The organism is Mesorhizobium sp. UC74_2, assembly GCF_042701485.1.
Lineage (GTDB): Bacteria > Pseudomonadota > Alphaproteobacteria > Rhizobiales > Rhizobiaceae > Mesorhizobium.
Map to the genome: position 1 here is coordinate 716972 of NZ_CP170562.1, position 16285 is coordinate 733256.

Annotated in this window: 19 protein-coding genes, 1 tRNA gene and 1 pseudogene; 9 read left to right on the forward strand and 12 right to left on the reverse strand. The window is 59.8% G+C overall.

Annotated features, from left to right (window positions below):
- The first annotated feature begins 4 nt into the window (after positions 1–4).
- Together araH and ACFJIU_RS03295 are read left to right on the forward strand one after the other, a co-directional pair.
- On the forward strand, positions 5–955 hold the full coding sequence (araH, locus tag ACFJIU_RS03290; RefSeq protein ID WP_379067468.1) for an L-arabinose ABC transporter permease AraH: 951 nt from the start codon (positions 5–7) through the stop codon (positions 953–955).
- An 86-nt stretch (positions 956–1041) separates the two neighbouring features.
- A complete protein-coding gene (locus ACFJIU_RS03295; RefSeq protein ID WP_379067470.1) occupies positions 1042–1824 on the forward strand; it encodes an SDR family oxidoreductase in 783 nt (260 codons plus the stop codon).
- Positions 1825–1829: 5 nt separating this feature from the next.
- Here ACFJIU_RS03295 and ACFJIU_RS03300 read toward each other — a convergent pair.
- Both ACFJIU_RS03300 and ACFJIU_RS03305 read right to left on the reverse strand, forming a co-directional pair.
- Positions 1830–1993: pseudogene (locus ACFJIU_RS03300) on the reverse strand (Rrf2 family transcriptional regulator); the annotation flags it as partial.
- A gap of 101 nt (positions 1994–2094) precedes the next feature.
- Positions 2095–2171: transfer RNA gene (locus tag ACFJIU_RS03305), tRNA-Met, on the reverse strand.
- Positions 2172–2556: 385 nt separating this feature from the next.
- Here ACFJIU_RS03305 and ACFJIU_RS03310 point away from each other — a divergent pair.
- Positions 2557–3522 carry a Gfo/Idh/MocA family protein gene (locus ACFJIU_RS03310; protein WP_379067472.1) on the forward strand — a complete coding sequence of 322 codons (966 nt, stop codon included), beginning with the start codon at positions 2557–2559 and terminating at the stop codon, positions 3520–3522.
- A 63-nt stretch (positions 3523–3585) separates the two neighbouring features.
- On the opposite strand, the gene mnmA is transcribed toward ACFJIU_RS03310, so the two are convergent.
- On the reverse strand, positions 3586–4776 hold the full coding sequence (gene mnmA, locus ACFJIU_RS03315; protein ID WP_379072944.1) for a tRNA 2-thiouridine(34) synthase MnmA: 1191 nt from the start codon (positions 4774–4776) through the stop codon (positions 3586–3588).
- 325 nt (positions 4777–5101) lie between these two features.
- Here mnmA and ACFJIU_RS03320 point away from each other — a divergent pair, with 325 nt between their 5' ends.
- The gene (locus ACFJIU_RS03320) at positions 5102–5377 is read left to right on the forward strand and encodes a DUF1153 domain-containing protein (RefSeq protein WP_013529904.1); all 276 of its coding nucleotides are present in this window, start codon (positions 5102–5104) and stop codon (positions 5375–5377) included.
- Positions 5378–5439: 62 nt separating this feature from the next.
- Here ACFJIU_RS03320 and ACFJIU_RS03325 read toward each other — a convergent pair whose 3' ends face one another.
- Complete coding sequence (locus ACFJIU_RS03325; RefSeq protein ID WP_379067474.1) at positions 5440–6366, reverse strand: NADP-dependent oxidoreductase; 927 nt, start codon at positions 6364–6366, stop codon at positions 5440–5442.
- Between the two features lie 86 nt (positions 6367–6452).
- Here ACFJIU_RS03325 and ACFJIU_RS03330 point away from each other — a divergent pair, with 86 nt between their 5' ends.
- Entirely contained in the window at positions 6453–6851 is a 399-nt protein-coding gene (locus ACFJIU_RS03330) for a winged helix-turn-helix transcriptional regulator (protein ID WP_379067475.1), read from the forward strand.
- 62 nt (positions 6852–6913) lie between these two features.
- On the opposite strand, the gene ACFJIU_RS03335 is transcribed toward ACFJIU_RS03330, so the two are convergent.
- Positions 6914–7291 carry a flagellar export protein FliJ gene (locus ACFJIU_RS03335; RefSeq protein WP_129413727.1) on the reverse strand — a complete coding sequence of 126 codons (378 nt, stop codon included), beginning with the start codon at positions 7289–7291 and terminating at the stop codon, positions 6914–6916.
- Positions 7292–7733: 442 nt separating this feature from the next.
- Between ACFJIU_RS03335 and ctrA the strand changes: the two genes are divergently transcribed.
- The gene (gene ctrA, locus ACFJIU_RS03340) at positions 7734–8429 is read left to right on the forward strand and encodes a response regulator transcription factor CtrA (protein WP_054311454.1); all 696 of its coding nucleotides are present in this window, start codon (positions 7734–7736) and stop codon (positions 8427–8429) included.
- Positions 8430–8435: 6 nt separating this feature from the next.
- Here the strand turns inward: ctrA and ACFJIU_RS03345 are convergent, their stop codons facing one another.
- Together ACFJIU_RS03345 and chpT are read right to left on the reverse strand one after the other, a co-directional pair.
- Positions 8436–8879 (reverse strand): PleD family two-component system response regulator, encoded by a 444-nt coding sequence (locus ACFJIU_RS03345; protein WP_379067478.1) that lies wholly within the window; start codon positions 8877–8879, stop codon positions 8436–8438.
- Positions 8880–9054: 175 nt separating this feature from the next.
- Positions 9055–9684, reverse strand: coding sequence for a histidine phosphotransferase ChpT (gene chpT, locus ACFJIU_RS03350; protein WP_379067480.1), 630 nt, complete (start codon positions 9682–9684; stop codon positions 9055–9057).
- Between the two features lie 319 nt (positions 9685–10003).
- On the opposite strand from chpT, the gene ACFJIU_RS03355 reads away from it, so the two are divergent.
- The 3 genes from ACFJIU_RS03355 to ACFJIU_RS03365 all read left to right on the forward strand — a co-directional run bounded on the left by ACFJIU_RS03355 (position 10004) and on the right by ACFJIU_RS03365 (position 11968).
- Positions 10004–10585, forward strand: coding sequence for a DUF1134 domain-containing protein (locus ACFJIU_RS03355; protein WP_379067482.1), 582 nt, complete (start codon positions 10004–10006; stop codon positions 10583–10585).
- A 145-nt stretch (positions 10586–10730) separates the two neighbouring features.
- The gene (locus ACFJIU_RS03360) at positions 10731–11267 is read left to right on the forward strand and encodes a hypothetical protein (RefSeq protein ID WP_379067484.1); all 537 of its coding nucleotides are present in this window, start codon (positions 10731–10733) and stop codon (positions 11265–11267) included.
- The gene (locus ACFJIU_RS03365; protein ID WP_379067486.1) at positions 11237–11968 is read left to right on the forward strand and encodes a hypothetical protein; all 732 of its coding nucleotides are present in this window, start codon (positions 11237–11239) and stop codon (positions 11966–11968) included. Before ACFJIU_RS03360 ends, ACFJIU_RS03365 begins: the two co-directional genes overlap by 31 nt.
- Positions 11969–12014: 46 nt before the next feature.
- Here ACFJIU_RS03365 and ACFJIU_RS03370 read toward each other — a convergent pair whose 3' ends face one another.
- The 5 genes from ACFJIU_RS03370 to ACFJIU_RS03390 form a co-directional block, all read right to left on the reverse strand.
- Positions 12015–12818 (reverse strand): TrmH family RNA methyltransferase, encoded by an 804-nt coding sequence (locus ACFJIU_RS03370; protein ID WP_379067488.1) that lies wholly within the window; start codon positions 12816–12818, stop codon positions 12015–12017.
- Positions 12819–13003: 185 nt separating this feature from the next.
- Positions 13004–13342 (reverse strand): ArsR/SmtB family transcription factor, encoded by a 339-nt coding sequence (locus ACFJIU_RS03375; RefSeq protein WP_379072945.1) that lies wholly within the window; start codon positions 13340–13342, stop codon positions 13004–13006.
- Positions 13343–13480: 138 nt separating this feature from the next.
- Positions 13481–14278, reverse strand: a complete 798-nt coding sequence (locus tag ACFJIU_RS03380) for a HugZ family protein (protein WP_379067490.1) — start codon at positions 14276–14278, stop codon at positions 13481–13483.
- A 24-nt stretch (positions 14279–14302) separates the two neighbouring features.
- Positions 14303–15475, reverse strand: a complete 1173-nt coding sequence (locus ACFJIU_RS03385) for a CaiB/BaiF CoA transferase family protein (protein ID WP_379067492.1) — start codon at positions 15473–15475, stop codon at positions 14303–14305.
- A 3-nt stretch (positions 15476–15478) separates the two neighbouring features.
- The gene (locus ACFJIU_RS03390; RefSeq protein WP_379067494.1) at positions 15479–16240 is read right to left on the reverse strand and encodes a 3-hydroxyacyl-CoA dehydrogenase; all 762 of its coding nucleotides are present in this window, start codon (positions 16238–16240) and stop codon (positions 15479–15481) included.
- Positions 16241–16285: the final 45 nt, after the last annotated feature.

Below are 16285 nucleotides of genomic sequence, written 5' to 3' on the forward strand. Positions count from 1 at the left end.
GTCCATGCAAACATCGCTCAAGAAGATCCTCCTCGGCGAGCAAGGCTTGGTGGTCATCTTCGTGCTGGCATTCGTGCTGGTTTCACTGCTTGTTCCAAACTTCCTGACGGAACGCAACATGCTGGGCCTGCTGCAATCGGTGGTCACGGTCGGCATCGTCGCCTGCACGATGATGTTCTGTCTGGCGGCGCGGGATTTCGACCTGTCGGTCGGTTCCAACGTGGCATTCGCCGGCATGGTCGCAGTCATGGCCTCGAATGCAACGGGATCCATCCTGCTGGGGCTGCTGGCTGCCCTGGTTTGCGGCGCGATCGTCGGTGCTATCAACGGAGTGGTCATCGCCAAGTTTCGCATCAATGCGCTGATCACCACATTGGCGACCATGCAGATCGTGCGCGGGCTGGCGCTTATCGCATCCGACGGTCGAGCCGTCGGCATCAACGATCCCAATTTCTACCAGCTCGCGCTGTCGAAACTCATGGGTGTGCCGACACCGATCTGGGTACTGGTCCTGCTGTTCGTCGCGTTCGGCTTCGTGCTCAACCGTACTGTTTTCGGAAAGAATACACTGGCTGTAGGTGGCAATCCCGAGGCATCACGGCTCGCTGGCGTCAACGTCGACATGACGCGTATCTGGATATTCACCCTCCAGGGCCTCACCTGTGCAGTAGCTGGAATATTGCTGGCTTCCCGCATCACCTCGGGTCAGCCCAACGCGGCGGTCGGGCTGGAGCTTTCGGTGATTTCCGCATGCGTGCTGGGTGGCGTTTCACTGGCCGGCGGCAGGGCAACCATGTCGGGTGTCATCGTCGGTGTACTCATCATGGGCATTGCCGAAAACGTCATGAACCTGCTCAATATCCCGGCCTTCTACCAATATATCGTACGTGGCGTGATCCTGCTTATCGCCGTTCTGCTCGACAATCTGCGTTCCACTGCGCTTGGACGCCGGTAGGCGCGGGTGGAGACGCCTGTCCTGAAAGCAATCGAATGACGCCTGAGATGTCAGTCACTTCCATGGTCAAGCTGGGATGAACAGGAATGGGTGAGCGGCTCGCTGGCAAACGCATTTTCATTACCGGGGCTGCGCAAGGCATAGGGGAGGCCATTGCGAGGCAGTGCCTGGCGGAAGGCGCGTGCCTTTTCCTCGTCGACCGGGATAGCGACTTGCTTGCTCGCACTGTCGATACCTTCGGAACACCGCCTGACGCATTGGGTTTTGCTGCTGCTGACATCACCGATGCTCGCGCCATCGAAGCCGCCGTGGCCGAAGCCGCGGAAACCATCGGTCCCGTGAACGCGCTGATCAACAATGCCGGCGTCAATGTCTTTCACGCGCCGCTCGAAACCAGTGACGCCGAGTGGGATCGCTGTTTCGATATCAACCTTAAGGGAGCATGGAATTGTTGCCGGGCAATCTTGCCTGGCATGATCGCAAATGGCGGAGGCGCCGTTCTCAATATAGCCTCCACCCATGCGTTCACCATTATCCCGCACACGTTTCCCTATCCTCTCGCAAAGCATGCGCTGCTTGGCATGACCAAGGCGCTGGCGCTCGAATATGCGGCCCAAGCCGTGCGCGTAAATGCTTTGGCCCCAGGTTATGTCGAGACACAAAAGGCGATCGAGTACTGGAATTCGTTTCCCAATCCTGAGGCCGCCCAGGCAAGGACGCTTGCCATGCATCCAGGCAGGCGCATTGCGACGCCGGGCGAAATCGCCAAGGCAGCCGTTTTCATGATTTCCGACGAATGCCCGTTCATGAACGCTGCGTGCCTGGTCGTGGATGGCGGGCTCAGCATGCTGCAGCATCCGGCTGAATAATTTCAGCCGAGCGCGGTATGCACATCTAAAAGGCTGATGCGGCTGAGGAGGCGAGCGAGGGGCCACCCTCCACCATGCCCTTTGCCAGAATGCACGTACCTGCATTCCTGAGGCCCGCCATGGTGCGCCGGAACACCGCGGGGTTCGTACCTATGCTGCGCGCCAGGATTTCAGACGTAACAGGTTAGCTCGAATTGCAAGGCAAATTGGCGCTCCGGATGGAAGCTCCAGAGGTCTACCCAAACATGCGAACAACTGCGTCGGGTACGATGGTAGCGGGAGAGGGACTTGAACCCCCGACCCCAGGATTATGATTCCCGTGCTCTAACCAACTGAGCTACCCCGCCATCAGGGAGGCACCAATCCATGGAAGCCACTTCTAGAAGTGGGCCAAAAGGTCGGCGCCAAGGTCGCGCGGATATAAGGGGGTGGTGGTAATCCTGTCAAGCACGGAGACAGGGCAGAAATCAGAGAAACTCACATATGTTCGCGAGGTTCTGCCGGACGGTCGGGGCAGAGGCAATGCAGGGTGTTTCTGGGGGCGGCCGGCATTGGGGCGCGGTTGGCGCCAACGACCCCGACCCAGCCGATGATTGAACGGCCGGCTCATCGAAAAATGGTGCATCGGCAATCGGCCAGCCCAACAGGCGAAGGTGACGGGGTTGAGTTCGGCGAAGGGCACCGCTATGTCTCAACCACGATTTTTGCGCGAAATGCTTGAGTTCCTATTTGATGAAACCGCGTATAGCAGTCCTCGGATGCGGGTACTGGGGCAGCAACCATATCCGGACGCTGAAAGGGCTGGGCGCACTCCATGCGGTTTCAGATGCCAATCTTGCGCGCGCTGAAGGTTTTGCCAGCGAACAGGACTGCCTTGCCATCGCGCCGGACGACCTCTTCAAGCGCGAGGATGTCGACGCCATCGTCATGGCACTGCCGCCGCAATTCCATGCCGATCTCTCGATCCGTGCCGTCGAGAGCGGCAAGGATGTGCTGGTCGAGAAGCCGATCGCGCTGACAGTCCCGGATGCCGAGCGCTCGGTTCAGGCGGCAAAGGACAATCACCGCGTTTTCATGGTTGGTCACGTTCTTCGTTTCCATCCCGCCTTCGAGAAGCTGAAGGCACTGGTCGACGCCGGCGAGCTTGGCGAAATCCGCTACATCCATTCGCATCGTCTCGGTCTCGGCAAGTTCCACACCGAGAACGATGCGTTATGGGATCTGGCGCCGCACGACCTTTCGATGATCCTGGCTCTTACAGGCACCGAGCCGCTGGAAGTACGGGGCGAAGGGGCGGCACTGCTCGACCATCTCAGCGATTTCGCGCATCTGCATATGCGCTTCCCGAACAATCTTAGAAGCCATCTCTTTGCTTCGCGGCTCAACCCCTATCGCGAACGTCGGCTGACGGTGGTCGGCGACAAGGCGATGGCGGTCTTCGACGACGTCGAACCCTGGGAAAAGAAGCTTGCGGTCTACCATCACGCCGTTTGGCAAGACAGCGGCCAGTGGGCCGCCACCAGCAACGAGCCGACCTATGTCGCGGTCGAGCAGGGAATGCCGTTGACCCGCGAGCTGCAGCACTTTCTCGAGTGCATTGAAACACGCGCCGAGCCACGTACGGACGGGGAAGAAGCGATCAGGGTGCTGCGCATCCTGACCGCGGGCACGGTCACCCACGGCCGCATCGCCGGCTGACACTTAAGGCAGGATCGCTGGTCGGGCGCGCGGTTGCGCGCTCCAGGTCATTCGAAATCGGTATTACTCCGCGGCGATAGCCGAAGACTTTCCGGTCAGGCGGCTCAGCATGGCTTCCGCCTCTGCGCCGCGTTCCGACCGCTCTATGAAGCCGCCGCCGAAGACCCGGGCCTCGTTGCCATCGTCGGAATAGAGCACGCAGGCCTGACCCGGCGCGATGCCGGACTCGCCGTCCACCAGCTCGACCCAGGTGCGGCCGTCGCGATGATGCAGAACGGCAGGCCGTGGCGGGCGTGTCGAGCGCACCTTGGCGAACAGTTCAAGGCCGCCGGGCGGAATGGCCGCAAGGGCGCCGTCGCCCAGCCAGTTCATGGAGCGCAGGTAAATCTTGTGCGTTTCCAGCGCCTCGCGCGGCCCGACGATGACCCTCGAACGGTCAGCGTCGAGGTGAACGACATAAAGCGGTTCACCGGAGGCGACACCGATGCCACGGCGCTGGCCGATGGTGTAGCGCAGGATCCCGTCATGCCTGCCAAGCACCCGGCCGTCGATGTGTACGATGTCGCCCGGATTGGCGGCTGTCGGCTTCAACTTGGCGATGACGTCGGAATATTTGCCCTGCGGCACGAAGCAGATGTCCTGACTGTCCTGCTTGGCGGCCACAACGAGGCCCATCTGTTCAGCCATGGCCCGCACTTCCGGCTTGGGCAAACCGCCAAGCGGAAAGCGCAGATAGTCGATCTGTGCCTGGGTGGTGGCAAACAGGAAGTAGCTCTGGTCACGATCGGCATCGACCGGGCGGTACAGGGCACGATGGGCGCCGTTGGCCCCTGAACGGATATAATGGCCGGTCGCCAGAGCGTCGGCGCCCAGATCCTGGGCCGTTGCCAGAAGGTCGGCGAACTTGACGGTCTGATTGCAAGACACGCACGGGATCGGTGTCTCGCCGGCGACGTAGCTTTCGGCGAACGGGTTGATCACAGCCTTGCGGAAGCGTTCCTCGTAATCGAGCACGTAGTGAGGGATGCCAAGGGTTTCCGAAACCCGGCGCGCGTCCTCGATATCCTGGCCAGCGCAGCAAGAGCCTGCGCGATGGGTGGCTGCGCCATGATCGTAGAGCTGCAGGGTAACGCCGACGACATCATAGCCTTCGCGTTTGAGGAGGCCGGCAACGACCGAGGAATCGACGCCGCCAGACATGGCAACGACGACGCGCGTGTCTTCTGGGCGTCCGGGAAGGTCCAGGCTGTTCATCATGTCAATTCCGAATTCAGGCCGCAAACAAGCGGCCCAGACTATATAGGGCATAGGTCACGCAGGCGCCAGCATAAGCAGGCGTGCCAGCCGTTGCTTTGATTTCCGACATTTGCTCGGGCCCCTGATCCCTTCAGGATGCGGATATCGGCCAGGATCCGGCATGTTTTGGCGCAATGTCGGGCAATTGTCTCAAAAGCTTACGGAAAGCCTAACGTGACGTTCACGAACATTACTTATCCATGAGCAACCGCTTAGGCAATTTTTAAAGCTGTGGCGGTACTGTGGCAGGGATTGGTTCTGTGAGTTTTCAGTAGAGAGTACGATGACCGATCTGGTTAGACCGCGAGTCAAATATGTTATAGGGCCTGACGGCAGCCCTCTTACGATTGCCGATCTGCCGCCGACGAACACCCGCCGTTGGGTAATTCGACGCAAGGCGGAGGTGGTTGCTGCGGTGCGGGGCGGATTGCTCAGCCTCGATGAAGCCTGTCAGCGCTACAAACTCACGACGGAAGAATTTCTTTCCTGGCAGGCCTCCATCGACGAATATGGCCTGGCTGGGCTGCGCACGACGCGTATTCAGCAATATCGGCACTGACGGGTCTGGTTTCGACAATGAAAAAGGCGCGGATTCCGCGCCTTTTCGTTTGATGCCGCGCTTCATATCCTGAGCGCTATCTTTCCCGTGGGCTTGGTCGCCAGAAATGCATGAGCCTCCCCGGCCTGTTCCAGCGGGAATGTCCTGGAGACATGGACGATGAGTTTTCCCGCATCGATGAGTTTGGCCAGCTCGCCCAGACCTGCCTGATCCGGAACAACTGAAATATGCTCATGGCGGATGCCGCGTGTCCTGGCTTCGGCCTTGGCCTTGTCGGAAATGGCGAGCAGTGAAACCAGCGTACCGCCGTCCTTCAAGACCTTGAGCGCTTGCTCCGCGTTTTCGCCGCCGATCGGCTCCAGGACGGTGTCGATGGCCGACACCACATCGGAAAAACGCCTCGCCGTGTAGTCGACGACTTCGTCGGCGCCGAGACGGCGAACAAAATCGAGCTTTGACGAACTCGTCGTCGCCACGACATAGGCACCGCGCGCCTTGGCGATCTGAACAGCAAGGTGTCCGACGCCGCCGGCGGCGGCTTGAACGAGGACTCGCTGACCGGCCCCGATTTGCGCCGCTCCGACCAATCCCTGCCATGCGGTCAATCCGGCGAGGGGCAGGGCGCCGGCATGAATATGGTCGATCGCCTTGGGTTTCAGGACGAGCTCATTGGCTGGGGCCGCGACGAACTCGGCGTAGGCCGCGGCTTCCCTGGGAAACAGCGGCATACCGAAGACTTCGTCTCCGACCGCAAAACCGGTCGCGTCCGGACCAAGCTTCTCGACGACGCCGGCGATATCCCAGCCGACTGTGAAAGGTGGTTCGCCGAGCAGCGGATAGGCCCCGCTGCGGACGGCAGTATCCACCGGGTTGATGCCTGCCGCATGAACCCGCACGAGTACCTCTCCTTTGGTTGGCTCCGGGGTAGGGTGATCTCCGATGGTCAATACTTCAGGCCCGCCGACGCTGGTCTGGACAATGGCACGCATGGGTGTCTCCCGTTTCGAATGACACTATAGAAAAGATAGTATCTATCCATTGTCCAGTACGTACCATTTTGATATATAGGTACCTCATGTATAGCGATGATTGCGAACCCTATGGTTATGACGCGTTCCGGCGGACCTGCCCGTCGCATGCCGTACTGGAGATGCTGTCGAGCAAATGGGTCTATCTGACGGTGGGTGCGTTGCGGCGTGGCCGCATGCGTCATGGTGAGCTGGCTCGGAAGATGGAAGGCATCACGCCCAAGATGCTGACCCAGACGCTGCGTACGCTGGAACGCGATGGGCTGGTTCGACGGGAGATTTTCCCGGTCATTCCACCGCGGGTGGAATATGAGCTGACCGCGCTGGGGCATGACCTTGCCGGTCTGCTCGACCAGATTCGTTCCTGGTCCGAAGTGCATGTGCCCGATATCAGACGCGCGCGCCTCGCGGCGGAGGAAATCAGCGCGCAAGCCCCGGCCCGCTAATACAGCAGAGGCTGGCCTGTGAAGTCGGCCTGAGGTGAAGGAAGTTTTGCGGAGAGCTCGGGCTAGCCGATCATTGCACTCCGACCGCCGGTTTCCGGCTCACGTACCCGCGAATCACGTGATTCCAGCAGTTCCGCTTTCGCCAATTCGGCTTCGGCTTCATTAAGCAGTGCTTCAGCCGCGCTGCGCTGCTGAGCGAGGTCCGCCTGCGAGTTGCGGAGATTGTCGCGCCGCAGTCGCGCGGCCTTGGCGAAGGTCGGATAGGCGAAGTGGTTGATGTCGGTGATGCCGGCTTTCTTTTCTTCGGCGGTGATCTGGAACTCCAGTTCTCCGGCCATGCGCTCGAATTCGGCGATCATCATGTCCAGCTGCAGAAGCTGCCGGCGTTTCTCATTCACCTGAAATTGCTTCAGTCGAACGAGGTTCTCGCGTGACTTCATGATTCGGTACTCCTGCCAACGCATACTTGCACTATCGCCCCGCTGGCCTTGCGAGGCTTCCGTGTTGCCCGTGTTCCCCCCGATTTTCGGAACTCTATGGAAAACAAAGTCCTAAGATTTTTTCCGAACGGTAACCATTCGTTTACGGGCATTGTTAATCATACGGGTCAGGGCTTAAGGCCGGGTAAAAATTTCGACCCGGCCGCGGGACGTAAGAGATGAGTCCGTTGAGTCGGTTACGGTGCTTTCTTAATGTGCCGAATCAAAATTTGACGTGATGAATCGTCTTTGGATTCAAGTGTGTGTGGAAAGAGGTTAAAATTTCTGGTATCGCTTCGAACGCGAAATTAGGATTTGTTAACCATTCAGTGGCAGCTTCGGCTCAGGCAATCACTGCTCCGGTCCCGGACGGGTCAGGTTCGGCAGCAGAAAGGGGAATAAAATGCGCGTTCTGCTGATAGAAGACGACAGTGCAACCGCCCAGAGCATCGAACTGATGCTCAAATCCGAGAGTTTCAACGTCTACACCACCGATCTCGGTGAGGAGGGCGTCGATCTCGGCAAGCTTTACGACTACGACATCATTCTCCTGGATCTGAACCTCCCGGATATGTCGGGCTACGAAGTGCTGCGCACGCTGCGCCTCTCCAAGGTCAAGACGCCGATCCTGATCCTGTCAGGCATGGCCGGCATCGAGGACAAGGTGCGCGGTCTCGGTTTCGGCGCCGATGACTATATGACCAAGCCGTTCCACAAGGACGAACTGGTTGCCCGCATCCACGCCATCGTGCGCCGTTCCAAGGGCCATGCCCAGTCGGTCATCGCGACCGGCGAACTGATCGTCAATCTCGACGCCAAAACCGTGGAAGTCAGCGGCCAGCGCGTACATCTGACGGGCAAGGAATATCAGATGCTGGAGCTGCTCTCGCTGCGCAAGGGCACCACGCTGACCAAGGAAATGTTCCTCAACCACCTTTATGGTGGCATGGACGAGCCGGAGTTGAAGATCATCGACGTCTTCATCTGCAAGCTGCGCAAGAAGCTCGACGCGGCCTCCGGTGGTCAGAACTATATCGAAACCGTATGGGGGCGCGGCTATGTGCTGCGCGAACCCGAAGAGATCCGCGAAAGCGCCTGATCGAAGCTACAATCGAACATCAAAGGACCCGGCCTGTGCCGGGTTTTTTGTTGTTGGAGCCGGCGCCCGGGCGCGTGTCGTGTCACGGCTTGCCTGCAGCGCGCGAAAACGATCCAGCAGCTGGACACGGTTGAAGGGCTTCAGCAGGTAACCGTGTGCGCCGGCGCGTTTGGCACGCATGATGGTGCCAAGATCGAGCTCGACCAGAAGAGCGACGATCTGTGGAGCGATAGGGCTGCCGAGCGAACGGATATGGCCGATGAATTCGGTGAGTTGCATGTCCGGCAGCGTCACATCAAAAACAATGATGTCCGGCATTTCCGCGGCGCAGAGGTCGATTGCCTCCCTGCCGGCCGTGGCCTCTATGACCAGCATGCTTTCGCTGGTCAGGATGCGTTTGGCGACCTTGCGGATCACGCTTGACTTGTCGACGAACATGCAGCGTTTCATGCCGATCCCTCTTTCCCGCCTCAAGTGCGGGTCCTGCCCTTCGCCGCAATATTAGCGAAGGGCGTTTAAAAAGCGGAAAAGGCAATGCATAAAATTTGCACCAGACGTCCCGTCTCATGCAAATAAGGCCCCGTCAGGGAACAAAATCCGGCGATGCGCGCCGTCTCGCCAGTGATTAGGTGGCCAGGAGAACGATCTCATCTGCAGTGGCGCGGATCGTAATCGTCATGCCGGCATCCCGCGCCAGCAGCAGCGTGTAATAGGGCTGTACCGAATGGGCGTCGATCGGCTCTTCAGGCTTGCCGCCAGAGTGAAGTTCGAGAAATTTCGGTGGAACACGCAGCATCGGACCGCTTGCGGCAAGGGTGAAACGTGGTTCGGTTTCCAGCTCTTCCAGTGTTATGGAGAGCCTCCCGCCTCGTGGAATGGCTGCATTGGCGATCAGGACCAGGTTCAGCAGCAACTTGACCTTGTTCTTCGGCAGCAGGGCGCGGCCGCCTGTCCATGTCAGTTCCGGTTTTTCATTCTTCAGATAGGCAACCGTGACTGCCTCTGCGTCACCTGTATCGATGAGCATGCCAGCGGAACCGGCAGCACCATAGGCTATCCGTGCGAACTGCAGCCGGGCCGACGCATTGCGGGCGCTCTGGCGAATAAGGTTCATGGCATCCTCATCGGCGCCACCTTCGTCCAGCAGTTCCAGGCCGTTGTTGATCGCGCCGACCGGCGAGATGATGTCGTGGCAGACCTTGCTGCAAAGCAGTGCGGCGAGCTCGGAGGGGGTAAGGGTGAAAAGGTCAGCCATGGAAACCTCGAAAAGATGCAATAGTGCCCGGACATTCGTCCATCGCACCGACCGCGCGAATCACGCTCTTCCCAGTTCCGTCTGGATATACGGCGCGTTCGGGTGGAGCAACCAATCCGGGATCGTCCCTGGGCGCATCGCGCCGACCGGTCGGAAGAAAACATGCCGACCAGCCTTCGAACCGCCATCATCATGTGAGAGCTTAATGGTTGAAAAAGAATTACGGCATAGTTTGCCAAGGGATGGCACCGGAAGCGGCCGATTGAGAGTCGCGGGTGCGAGGCGTCGGCGAAGGTGCTCCCAGACGGAGATTGGAAGCATGCATTCCCGATTTCGCGATTGGCGCATTCCCCGCGCTCTCGCCCTGACATTCGCCCTGTTGGGCTTTTTCACCCTTTCGCTCCAGGCTTCGTACGCCCAGCAATACACGTCCCAGGAAATCGTCGACTCAGGCCACAAGTTCTTCGGTGAAACCTCAGGCGGGCTTGCCACTGTCGTCGAGAAAATCTTCTCCACCTACGGTTTGCCCAATGGCTACGTGCTGGGGGAGGAAGGCTCGGGCGCTTTCGTAGGCGGTCTCACCTATGGCGAAGGCAAACTCTACACCAAGAATGCCGGCGACCACAAAGTCTACTGGCAGGGCCCGTCCCTGGGCTGGGATTTCGGCGGGCAGGGGTCTCGGGTCATGGTGCTGGTCTATAATCTCGACGATGTCAGCAACCTTTACAATCGCTTTGCCGGTGTCGCAGGCTCTGCCTACGTCATCGCGGGCCTTGGCTTCAATGTTCTCAAGTCGGGCAACGTGCTTCTTGTGCCGATCCGCACCGGCGTCGGCGCCAGGCTTGGCGTTAACCTGGGTTACCTGAAGCTCACGCAGCAGCCGACCTGGAACCCTTTCTGATCCAGCCAGGTGACATTGATCTGCGGGTTGTGAAAGAACTCTCCAATCCGCAGAAATACGCATGCGAATACTGGATTTTGCCTGTCAGACCATGCAAAGTTTCGTCTGCTTGGCACAAGTGGCCGAACTCAACGGATAGACCATCTTGGTTCAGTCGATCCTCTTCTTCCTCCTCGGTTTCCTCTGTGCGGGATTTTTGGTCGTCCTGATCGCGCCTGCCGCCTGGCGACGGGCGGTTGCCCTGACGAAAAAGCGAATTCAGGCGGCAATGCCGCTCACCGCCACGGAAATCACCGCGGACAAAGATCGCTTGCGTGCCGAGTTTGCGGTGACGGCACGCCGCCTGGAGATGGACGCCAAGACCTCGAAAGAGATGGCCAACGATCGTTTCGTCGAGGTCAATCGCGTTCGCGAAGAGCTGAAGCTGGCGGCGAGCGAAGCAGCCCGCAAAGCGGAGACGATCGCAGCGCTGGAGACTGCTGGCACGGAGTTGAAAGCGCAACTGGCGCAGCGCGCGGCTGAAATCGAGCGCATGTCGGAAAAACTCGCCAAATTCGAAGTGGATGCGGCGAAAAAGAAGAGGAGATCGAGAAACTCGATCAGCTCTACGAGGAGGCCAGCTTCTCGTCGTCCAACAGGCAGATCGAACTGGTGGCGCGCGAATCCGAGATCGAGAAACTGAACAACGACATCTCTGTTCTGCGTGCTCAACGCAAGGAAGCGGACAAGCGTCATCAGGATATCGTGACTGAAGGCAAGGCCGCCATCGATGCGCTGGCAAACGAGAAGAAGAAGCTGGCGGACCGGGAACAGAAACTCGAACGTCTTCTCTCGACATTGGCGGACCGCGACGAAACGCTGGAGCGACGTGAGCGAGAACTGGCAAGGCTGAAGGAAGAGATGAAGAAGAAGGGGCTGCAGGCCGAAACTCCTGCAAACGGGCAAGCTACTGCGGTCAATGACGGGCAGCGCCTGCAGGGTGACCGCGCGGCGATGCAGCTTTCTCCCTTGCTGTCGGGCGCTGCCGGCGGCGACACCGAAAAGGCGGTCGCCAAGCTCAACAACGACCGCGAACGGCTGGAGGCCAGGCTGACGACGCTTGTTCGCGAGAACAAGAAGCTGCGAGGGGCCGCTTCCTTCGAGAACGGCCAGCTCGACGGCGGGGCGAGAGAGCTGCGCGAGGGTACGCTTCTGCGTGAGCAGATGCAGGATCTCGCTGCCGAGATCATAACGCTGACCGCTGCGCTGGAGGGGCCGAATTCGGAAGTCGCCAAGGCGCTTGCCGCTCCGGAGGCCAGCGCAAGTGCCGCCAAGGACCGCGCGGCAATCCGCAGCATCGCCGAACGCGTGCGGGCGCTGCAGAAGACCACTTCGCCGGGCTGACCTATCGCACCCGCGACTTCTCGGTCGTGCCGGGGGACGCCGAGGCTTAACGAGCGTTTGCTGAGAAGTGGTGCAAGGCGATGGCCGAGGCCGCCGCGACATTCACGCTGTCGAAGCCTTCAGCCATGTTGATGCGCAACGTTCGCATTCGCGCCAGCAGAGGTGGCGGCAGTCCTTCTCCTTCCGTGCCAAGATAAAGAGCCGTCTTCTTACCGGGTTTGACGCCACGAATATCCGTTGCGCCACTCGGCGAGAGCGCAAAACTCTCGAAGCCGCGGGTCACGAGGTCGGCCGCCAGGACGGCGGGATCCGGAACGGCAGCAAACGGCACCTTCAACGCAGCGCCAACCGAAACCCGGATTGCCTTGCGATAAAGAGGATCGCAGCACGTCGGGTCGATGAACACGGCATCGGCGCCGAATGCAGCTGCGTTGCGGAAGATTGCGCCCAGATTGTCATGATTGGCGATGCCAACGGCGACGACAATCAAAGCCTTTTGCGGAAGCGTGCGGAGGATGTCGTCAATCTGTAACGGTGTGCCCTTTTCTCCTACGGCCAGTATACCGCGGTGAATGGGAAAACCGGCTATGCGATCCATGACCTCGCGACCGGTCACGTAGACAGGCACTCGTACCGGCGCCCTTTCGAAAACTTCCTCGAGACCCGCGAGGCGATTTTCCAGAACGAGCACGGATTCAGCCAGGAAGCGACTGCCGTTCAAAAGCACATTCAGGACAACTTTGCCTTCGGCAATGAAGCGTCCCTGCCTGCCGACGACATCACGCTCGCGAATGTCGAGATATGGAGCGACCCTGGGATCTTCCGGATCATCAATACGAATGGTTTCCATCGGCGCCCGTGACGAGAGTTTACGTCTTCGCCGACAGATCGCAGATAAGACGCTTCGCCGGGGCTATAGCCGGATGAGCCTCATTTCGGAAGCCATTCTCGCTCGCAGCACTTCGCAGCAACTCGGCGCTGCCGGTCCAACCTGCTTTGGTGGACCGCCAATACAACCGGAGCGATCTGTCGTGTTTATTTGCCGGTACCGAGAAATCGCGAATGCTGCTGGGGCTCGGAGCTGCCTCCGAAAATCGAGCCTAAGGTACGGAGCAGCTGGCGAACGGCATCCGAGCGGCAAGAATAATAGATCATCTGCCGGTCGCGGCGCGTCTGGACCAGACCAAAGGCCCGCAGTTTTGCCAGATGCTGCGAAAGAGCAGATTGGCTGAGATCCACCTTTTCGGCGATCGTGCCCACCGTCAGCTCATCATCAATGAGATGATTCATGATGGCGAGCCGCTTTTCGTTTCCCATGAGTGTGAGGAACGCAGCTGCGGTTTCGGTATCGGAGACCTGGTTTTCTGGAAGCATCAGATGCCCACCTTTGTTCATCACGGAAGCCATGGGGGCAATGGCGTTATGATTCACTCATACACTAATTTTATTAAGTGATGCAAGTGTGGATGCAACCTTAAGTCACAACTCTGTGGTTGTTCGTCTGCCGTTTGCTCAAGAGCTGACGGTCTCGTGCGCTGCCGCAGCGCGGCCAGCCTTCGCCATCTCGACCAGTGTCTTGCGCAGATCCTGCTGTGTTTCCAGTGGTTTGGGAAAGAAGACACGCTCCACCCGGTTACCGCTGACCAGATCCATTCCATCTGCGTCGAACCCGGCCAGTGTCCAGCCTTCGCCTTCTGCCTTGGCATAGTGGTGGGCATAAACCATCACGGCGTCGAGATGTTCGCTGTTCATGTGATCAAGGGCTGATTGCTCGCTTTCAGCGAGTTCGCCATTTATGGCACCAGTCACAATCAGATCCGAACGATCCAGCAGATAAGCCTTGCCGAAACCGCCGTTGAGCGAGGCGCGTTCGACGTCGAGTCGGAAGAAGGAAAAATCCCCGAGGCCGACGTAAAGCCTGGCTTTGGGATTGCGGTTGAGATAGCGGCGTTCTGCTCGTAACTGCTCGTTCGCCCCCCGCTCCAGTCGGGTGGCACGGCAAACCAGGCTCATGCGCGGATGGGCGAGAGCGTCTCCCTTGCCTGGTTCGCCGACCAGCAGGGAACAGCGTGGATCGGCGAGCAACGCACCCGTGTGGGGGGCGAGCATGGAGATCAGGATCAGCGGCGTGCCATCGATATCGGTTGCGACGCCAACACGGCTGGCAAGCGGCGAACCGGAAGCCGGGTCGATGACGGCAAGCGCGCCGTAGCGGGCGGTGCGAAGCAGAGTTTTAGCCAGCTGGATCGACTGGGCGTCGGTTTCCCGGATGACGTCTTTCGTCGGCTGTTCCACGGCAGTCACCATCATAAGCTGAACATCATGATCCACTTATCAGCCGATGATACCGGCTTTGACAAGGGCTTCGGTCTCGGCTTCCTGAAAACCGAAGCGCGCCAGGATCTGGGCGACCGGGCGTTCGTTTTCGGCAGGCGGTTCGCTTGCCGCGGAGGGGGTCGCCGAAAAACGAGGAGCGGGTGCCGGCCTGGTAAAGCGGCCGACATCAACAAAGGCGCCGCGTGCACGATTGTGCGGATGCTGCCGTGCTTCGGCGAAAGACAATACCGGCGCTACGCAGGCATCGGTCCCGGCAAACAACCGATCCCATTCGTCGCGGGATTTTTCCTGCACCCGGACGGCTATGGCCTGACGCATCCGGGGCCAGAGTTTCTGATCATACTGACCTGCCGCGAGTTGTTGGCCAAGCGGTAGCAGACGAGCGAATTCCGCGAAAAACTGTGGCTCGAGGCATCCAATGGCGATATGGCGACCATCGGCAGTTTCGTAGGTATCGTAAAAAGGGCAACCGGAATCGAGGAGGTTGACGCCTCGCCGATCATTCCAGAGACCGGTGGCCATCGCGGCCTGGATGGGAAGGGTCAGCATCGAAGCTCCCTCGACCATGGCCGCGTCGACAACCTGCCCTTTGCCGCCACGAGAGCGTTGGAACAGCGCCGCAAGCAAGCCTGTCATCAGCATCATGGTTCCGCCACCATAGTCGCCAACCAGGTTGATCGGGGGAACCGGCCTTTCGCCGTCATGGCCGATGGCATGCAGGATGCCTGAGTAGGCGAGATAGGTGATGTCGTGGCCGGCACGGTCGGCAAGGGGACCATCCTGCCCGAAACCCGTCATGCGTCCGTAGATCAGCGCCGGATTGCGCGCCAGGGCCGCGTCAGGCCCAAGACCAAGCCTTTCCATCACCCCCGGCCGAAAACCTTCGATCAGGATATCGGCTTTCGCGGCGAGCCGCAGCACCAGGTCCGTGCACTCAGGGCGTTTCAGGTCCACGACAAGGACATCGCGGCCATGCCGGTCGATATCATATTCGGCCGGCAGCTGCAGGAATTGCCGGCCGGCGTTGCCGCGCTCGATCCGCAGTACCGTCGCTCCCATCTCGGAAAGCATGAGAGCGGCGAGCGGGACAGGACCCAGTCCCGCCATCTCGATCACGGCAAGTCCAGCCAGCGGCCCACGTTTGGTTTCCTGCGGCGGGGCTTCCGCCATGGCCTATTTCGGTGCCATGCGGATGGCACCGTCCAGTCGGATGGTTTCGCCGTTCAACATCTGGTTTTCGACGATGTGCAATGCCAGCGCTGCATATTCAGACGGTTCGCCAAGCCGGGAAGGAAAGGGTACGGCGGCACCGAGCGAGTCCTGAACATCTTGCGGCATGCCGGCCATCATCGGGGTCTTGAAGATGCCTGGGGCGATCGTGCAGACGCGGATGCCCGAGCGGGCAAGGTCGCGAGCCACGGGCAATGTCATGCCGACAACGCCGCCTTTGGAGGCGGAGTAGGCGGCTTGCCCGATCTGTCCGTCGAAAGCCGCGACCGAGGCGGTGTTGATGATGACACCGCGTTCGCCGCCGGCCAGAGGTTCGAGCTTGGCGGCGCGGTCTGCAACCAGCCGGATCATGTTGAAGCTGCCGATCAGGTTGACCTCGATCACCCTGCGATACTGATCGAGAGGATGCGGACCATCCTTGCCAACCGTCTTCACACCGATCGCTATGCCGGCGCAATTCACCAGGATGCGTGGCTCTCCAAGCGACTTTGCAACCTCGGCCACCGCCGCTGCTCCGTTCTCGGCACTGGAGACATCGCACTTGACCGCGATGCCGCCGATGTCTGCCGCCACCTTGTCGGCGCGGTCGATGCCGACATCGAAAAGGGCGACCTTGGCACCTTTGGCCGCAAGCGCGCGCGCGGTCGCCTCACCAAGGCCTGAGCCGCCCCCGGTCACGATTGCGATATGGCCGTGTGGGTTCATGCGCTGTTCTCCTTGCTTGTCGGGATATGCTAGGGGGGCGCAGCA

Bases quoted from the DNA above. Each gene is read 5' to 3' on its own strand.
- ACFJIU_RS03370 (WP_379067488.1), bottom strand. From the start codon at position 12,818: ATGGAAACCATTCGTATTGATGATCCGGAAGATCCCAGGGTCGCTCCA.
- chpT (WP_379067480.1), bottom strand. From the start codon at position 9,684: ATGGCTGACCTTTTCACCCTTACCCCCTCCGAGCTCGCCGCACTGCTT.
- ACFJIU_RS03310 (WP_379067472.1), top strand. From the start codon at position 2,557: ATGAAACCGCGTATAGCAGTCCTCGGATGCGGGTACTGGGGCAGCAAC.
- ACFJIU_RS03320 (WP_013529904.1), top strand. From the start codon at position 5,102: ATGACCGATCTGGTTAGACCGCGAGTCAAATATGTTATAGGGCCTGAC.
- ACFJIU_RS03390 (WP_379067494.1), bottom strand. From the start codon at position 16,240: ATGAACCCACACGGCCATATCGCAATCGTGACCGGGGGCGGCTCAGGC.
- ACFJIU_RS03330 (WP_379067475.1), top strand. From the start codon at position 6,453: ATGTATAGCGATGATTGCGAACCCTATGGTTATGACGCGTTCCGGCGG.
- araH (WP_379067468.1), top strand. From the start codon at position 5: ATGCAAACATCGCTCAAGAAGATCCTCCTCGGCGAGCAAGGCTTGGTG.
- ACFJIU_RS03295 (WP_379067470.1), top strand. From the start codon at position 1,042: ATGGGTGAGCGGCTCGCTGGCAAACGCATTTTCATTACCGGGGCTGCG.
- ACFJIU_RS03335 (WP_129413727.1), bottom strand. From the start codon at position 7,291: ATGAAGTCACGCGAGAACCTCGTTCGACTGAAGCAATTTCAGGTGAAT.
- ACFJIU_RS03385 (WP_379067492.1), bottom strand. From the start codon at position 15,475: ATGGCGGAAGCCCCGCCGCAGGAAACCAAACGTGGGCCGCTGGCTGGA.
- ACFJIU_RS03345 (WP_379067478.1), bottom strand. From the start codon at position 8,879: ATGAAACGCTGCATGTTCGTCGACAAGTCAAGCGTGATCCGCAAGGTC.
- ACFJIU_RS03355 (WP_379067482.1), top strand. From the start codon at position 10,004: ATGCATTCCCGATTTCGCGATTGGCGCATTCCCCGCGCTCTCGCCCTG.
- ACFJIU_RS03375 (WP_379072945.1), bottom strand. From the start codon at position 13,342: ATGCTTCCAGAAAACCAGGTCTCCGATACCGAAACCGCAGCTGCGTTC.
- mnmA (WP_379072944.1), bottom strand. From the start codon at position 4,776: ATGAACAGCCTGGACCTTCCCGGACGCCCAGAAGACACGCGCGTCGTC.
- ACFJIU_RS03380 (WP_379067490.1), bottom strand. From the start codon at position 14,278: ATGATGGTGACTGCCGTGGAACAGCCGACGAAAGACGTCATCCGGGAA.
- ACFJIU_RS03325 (WP_379067474.1), bottom strand. From the start codon at position 6,366: ATGCGTGCCATTGTCCAGACCAGCGTCGGCGGGCCTGAAGTATTGACC.
- ctrA (WP_054311454.1), top strand. From the start codon at position 7,734: ATGCGCGTTCTGCTGATAGAAGACGACAGTGCAACCGCCCAGAGCATC.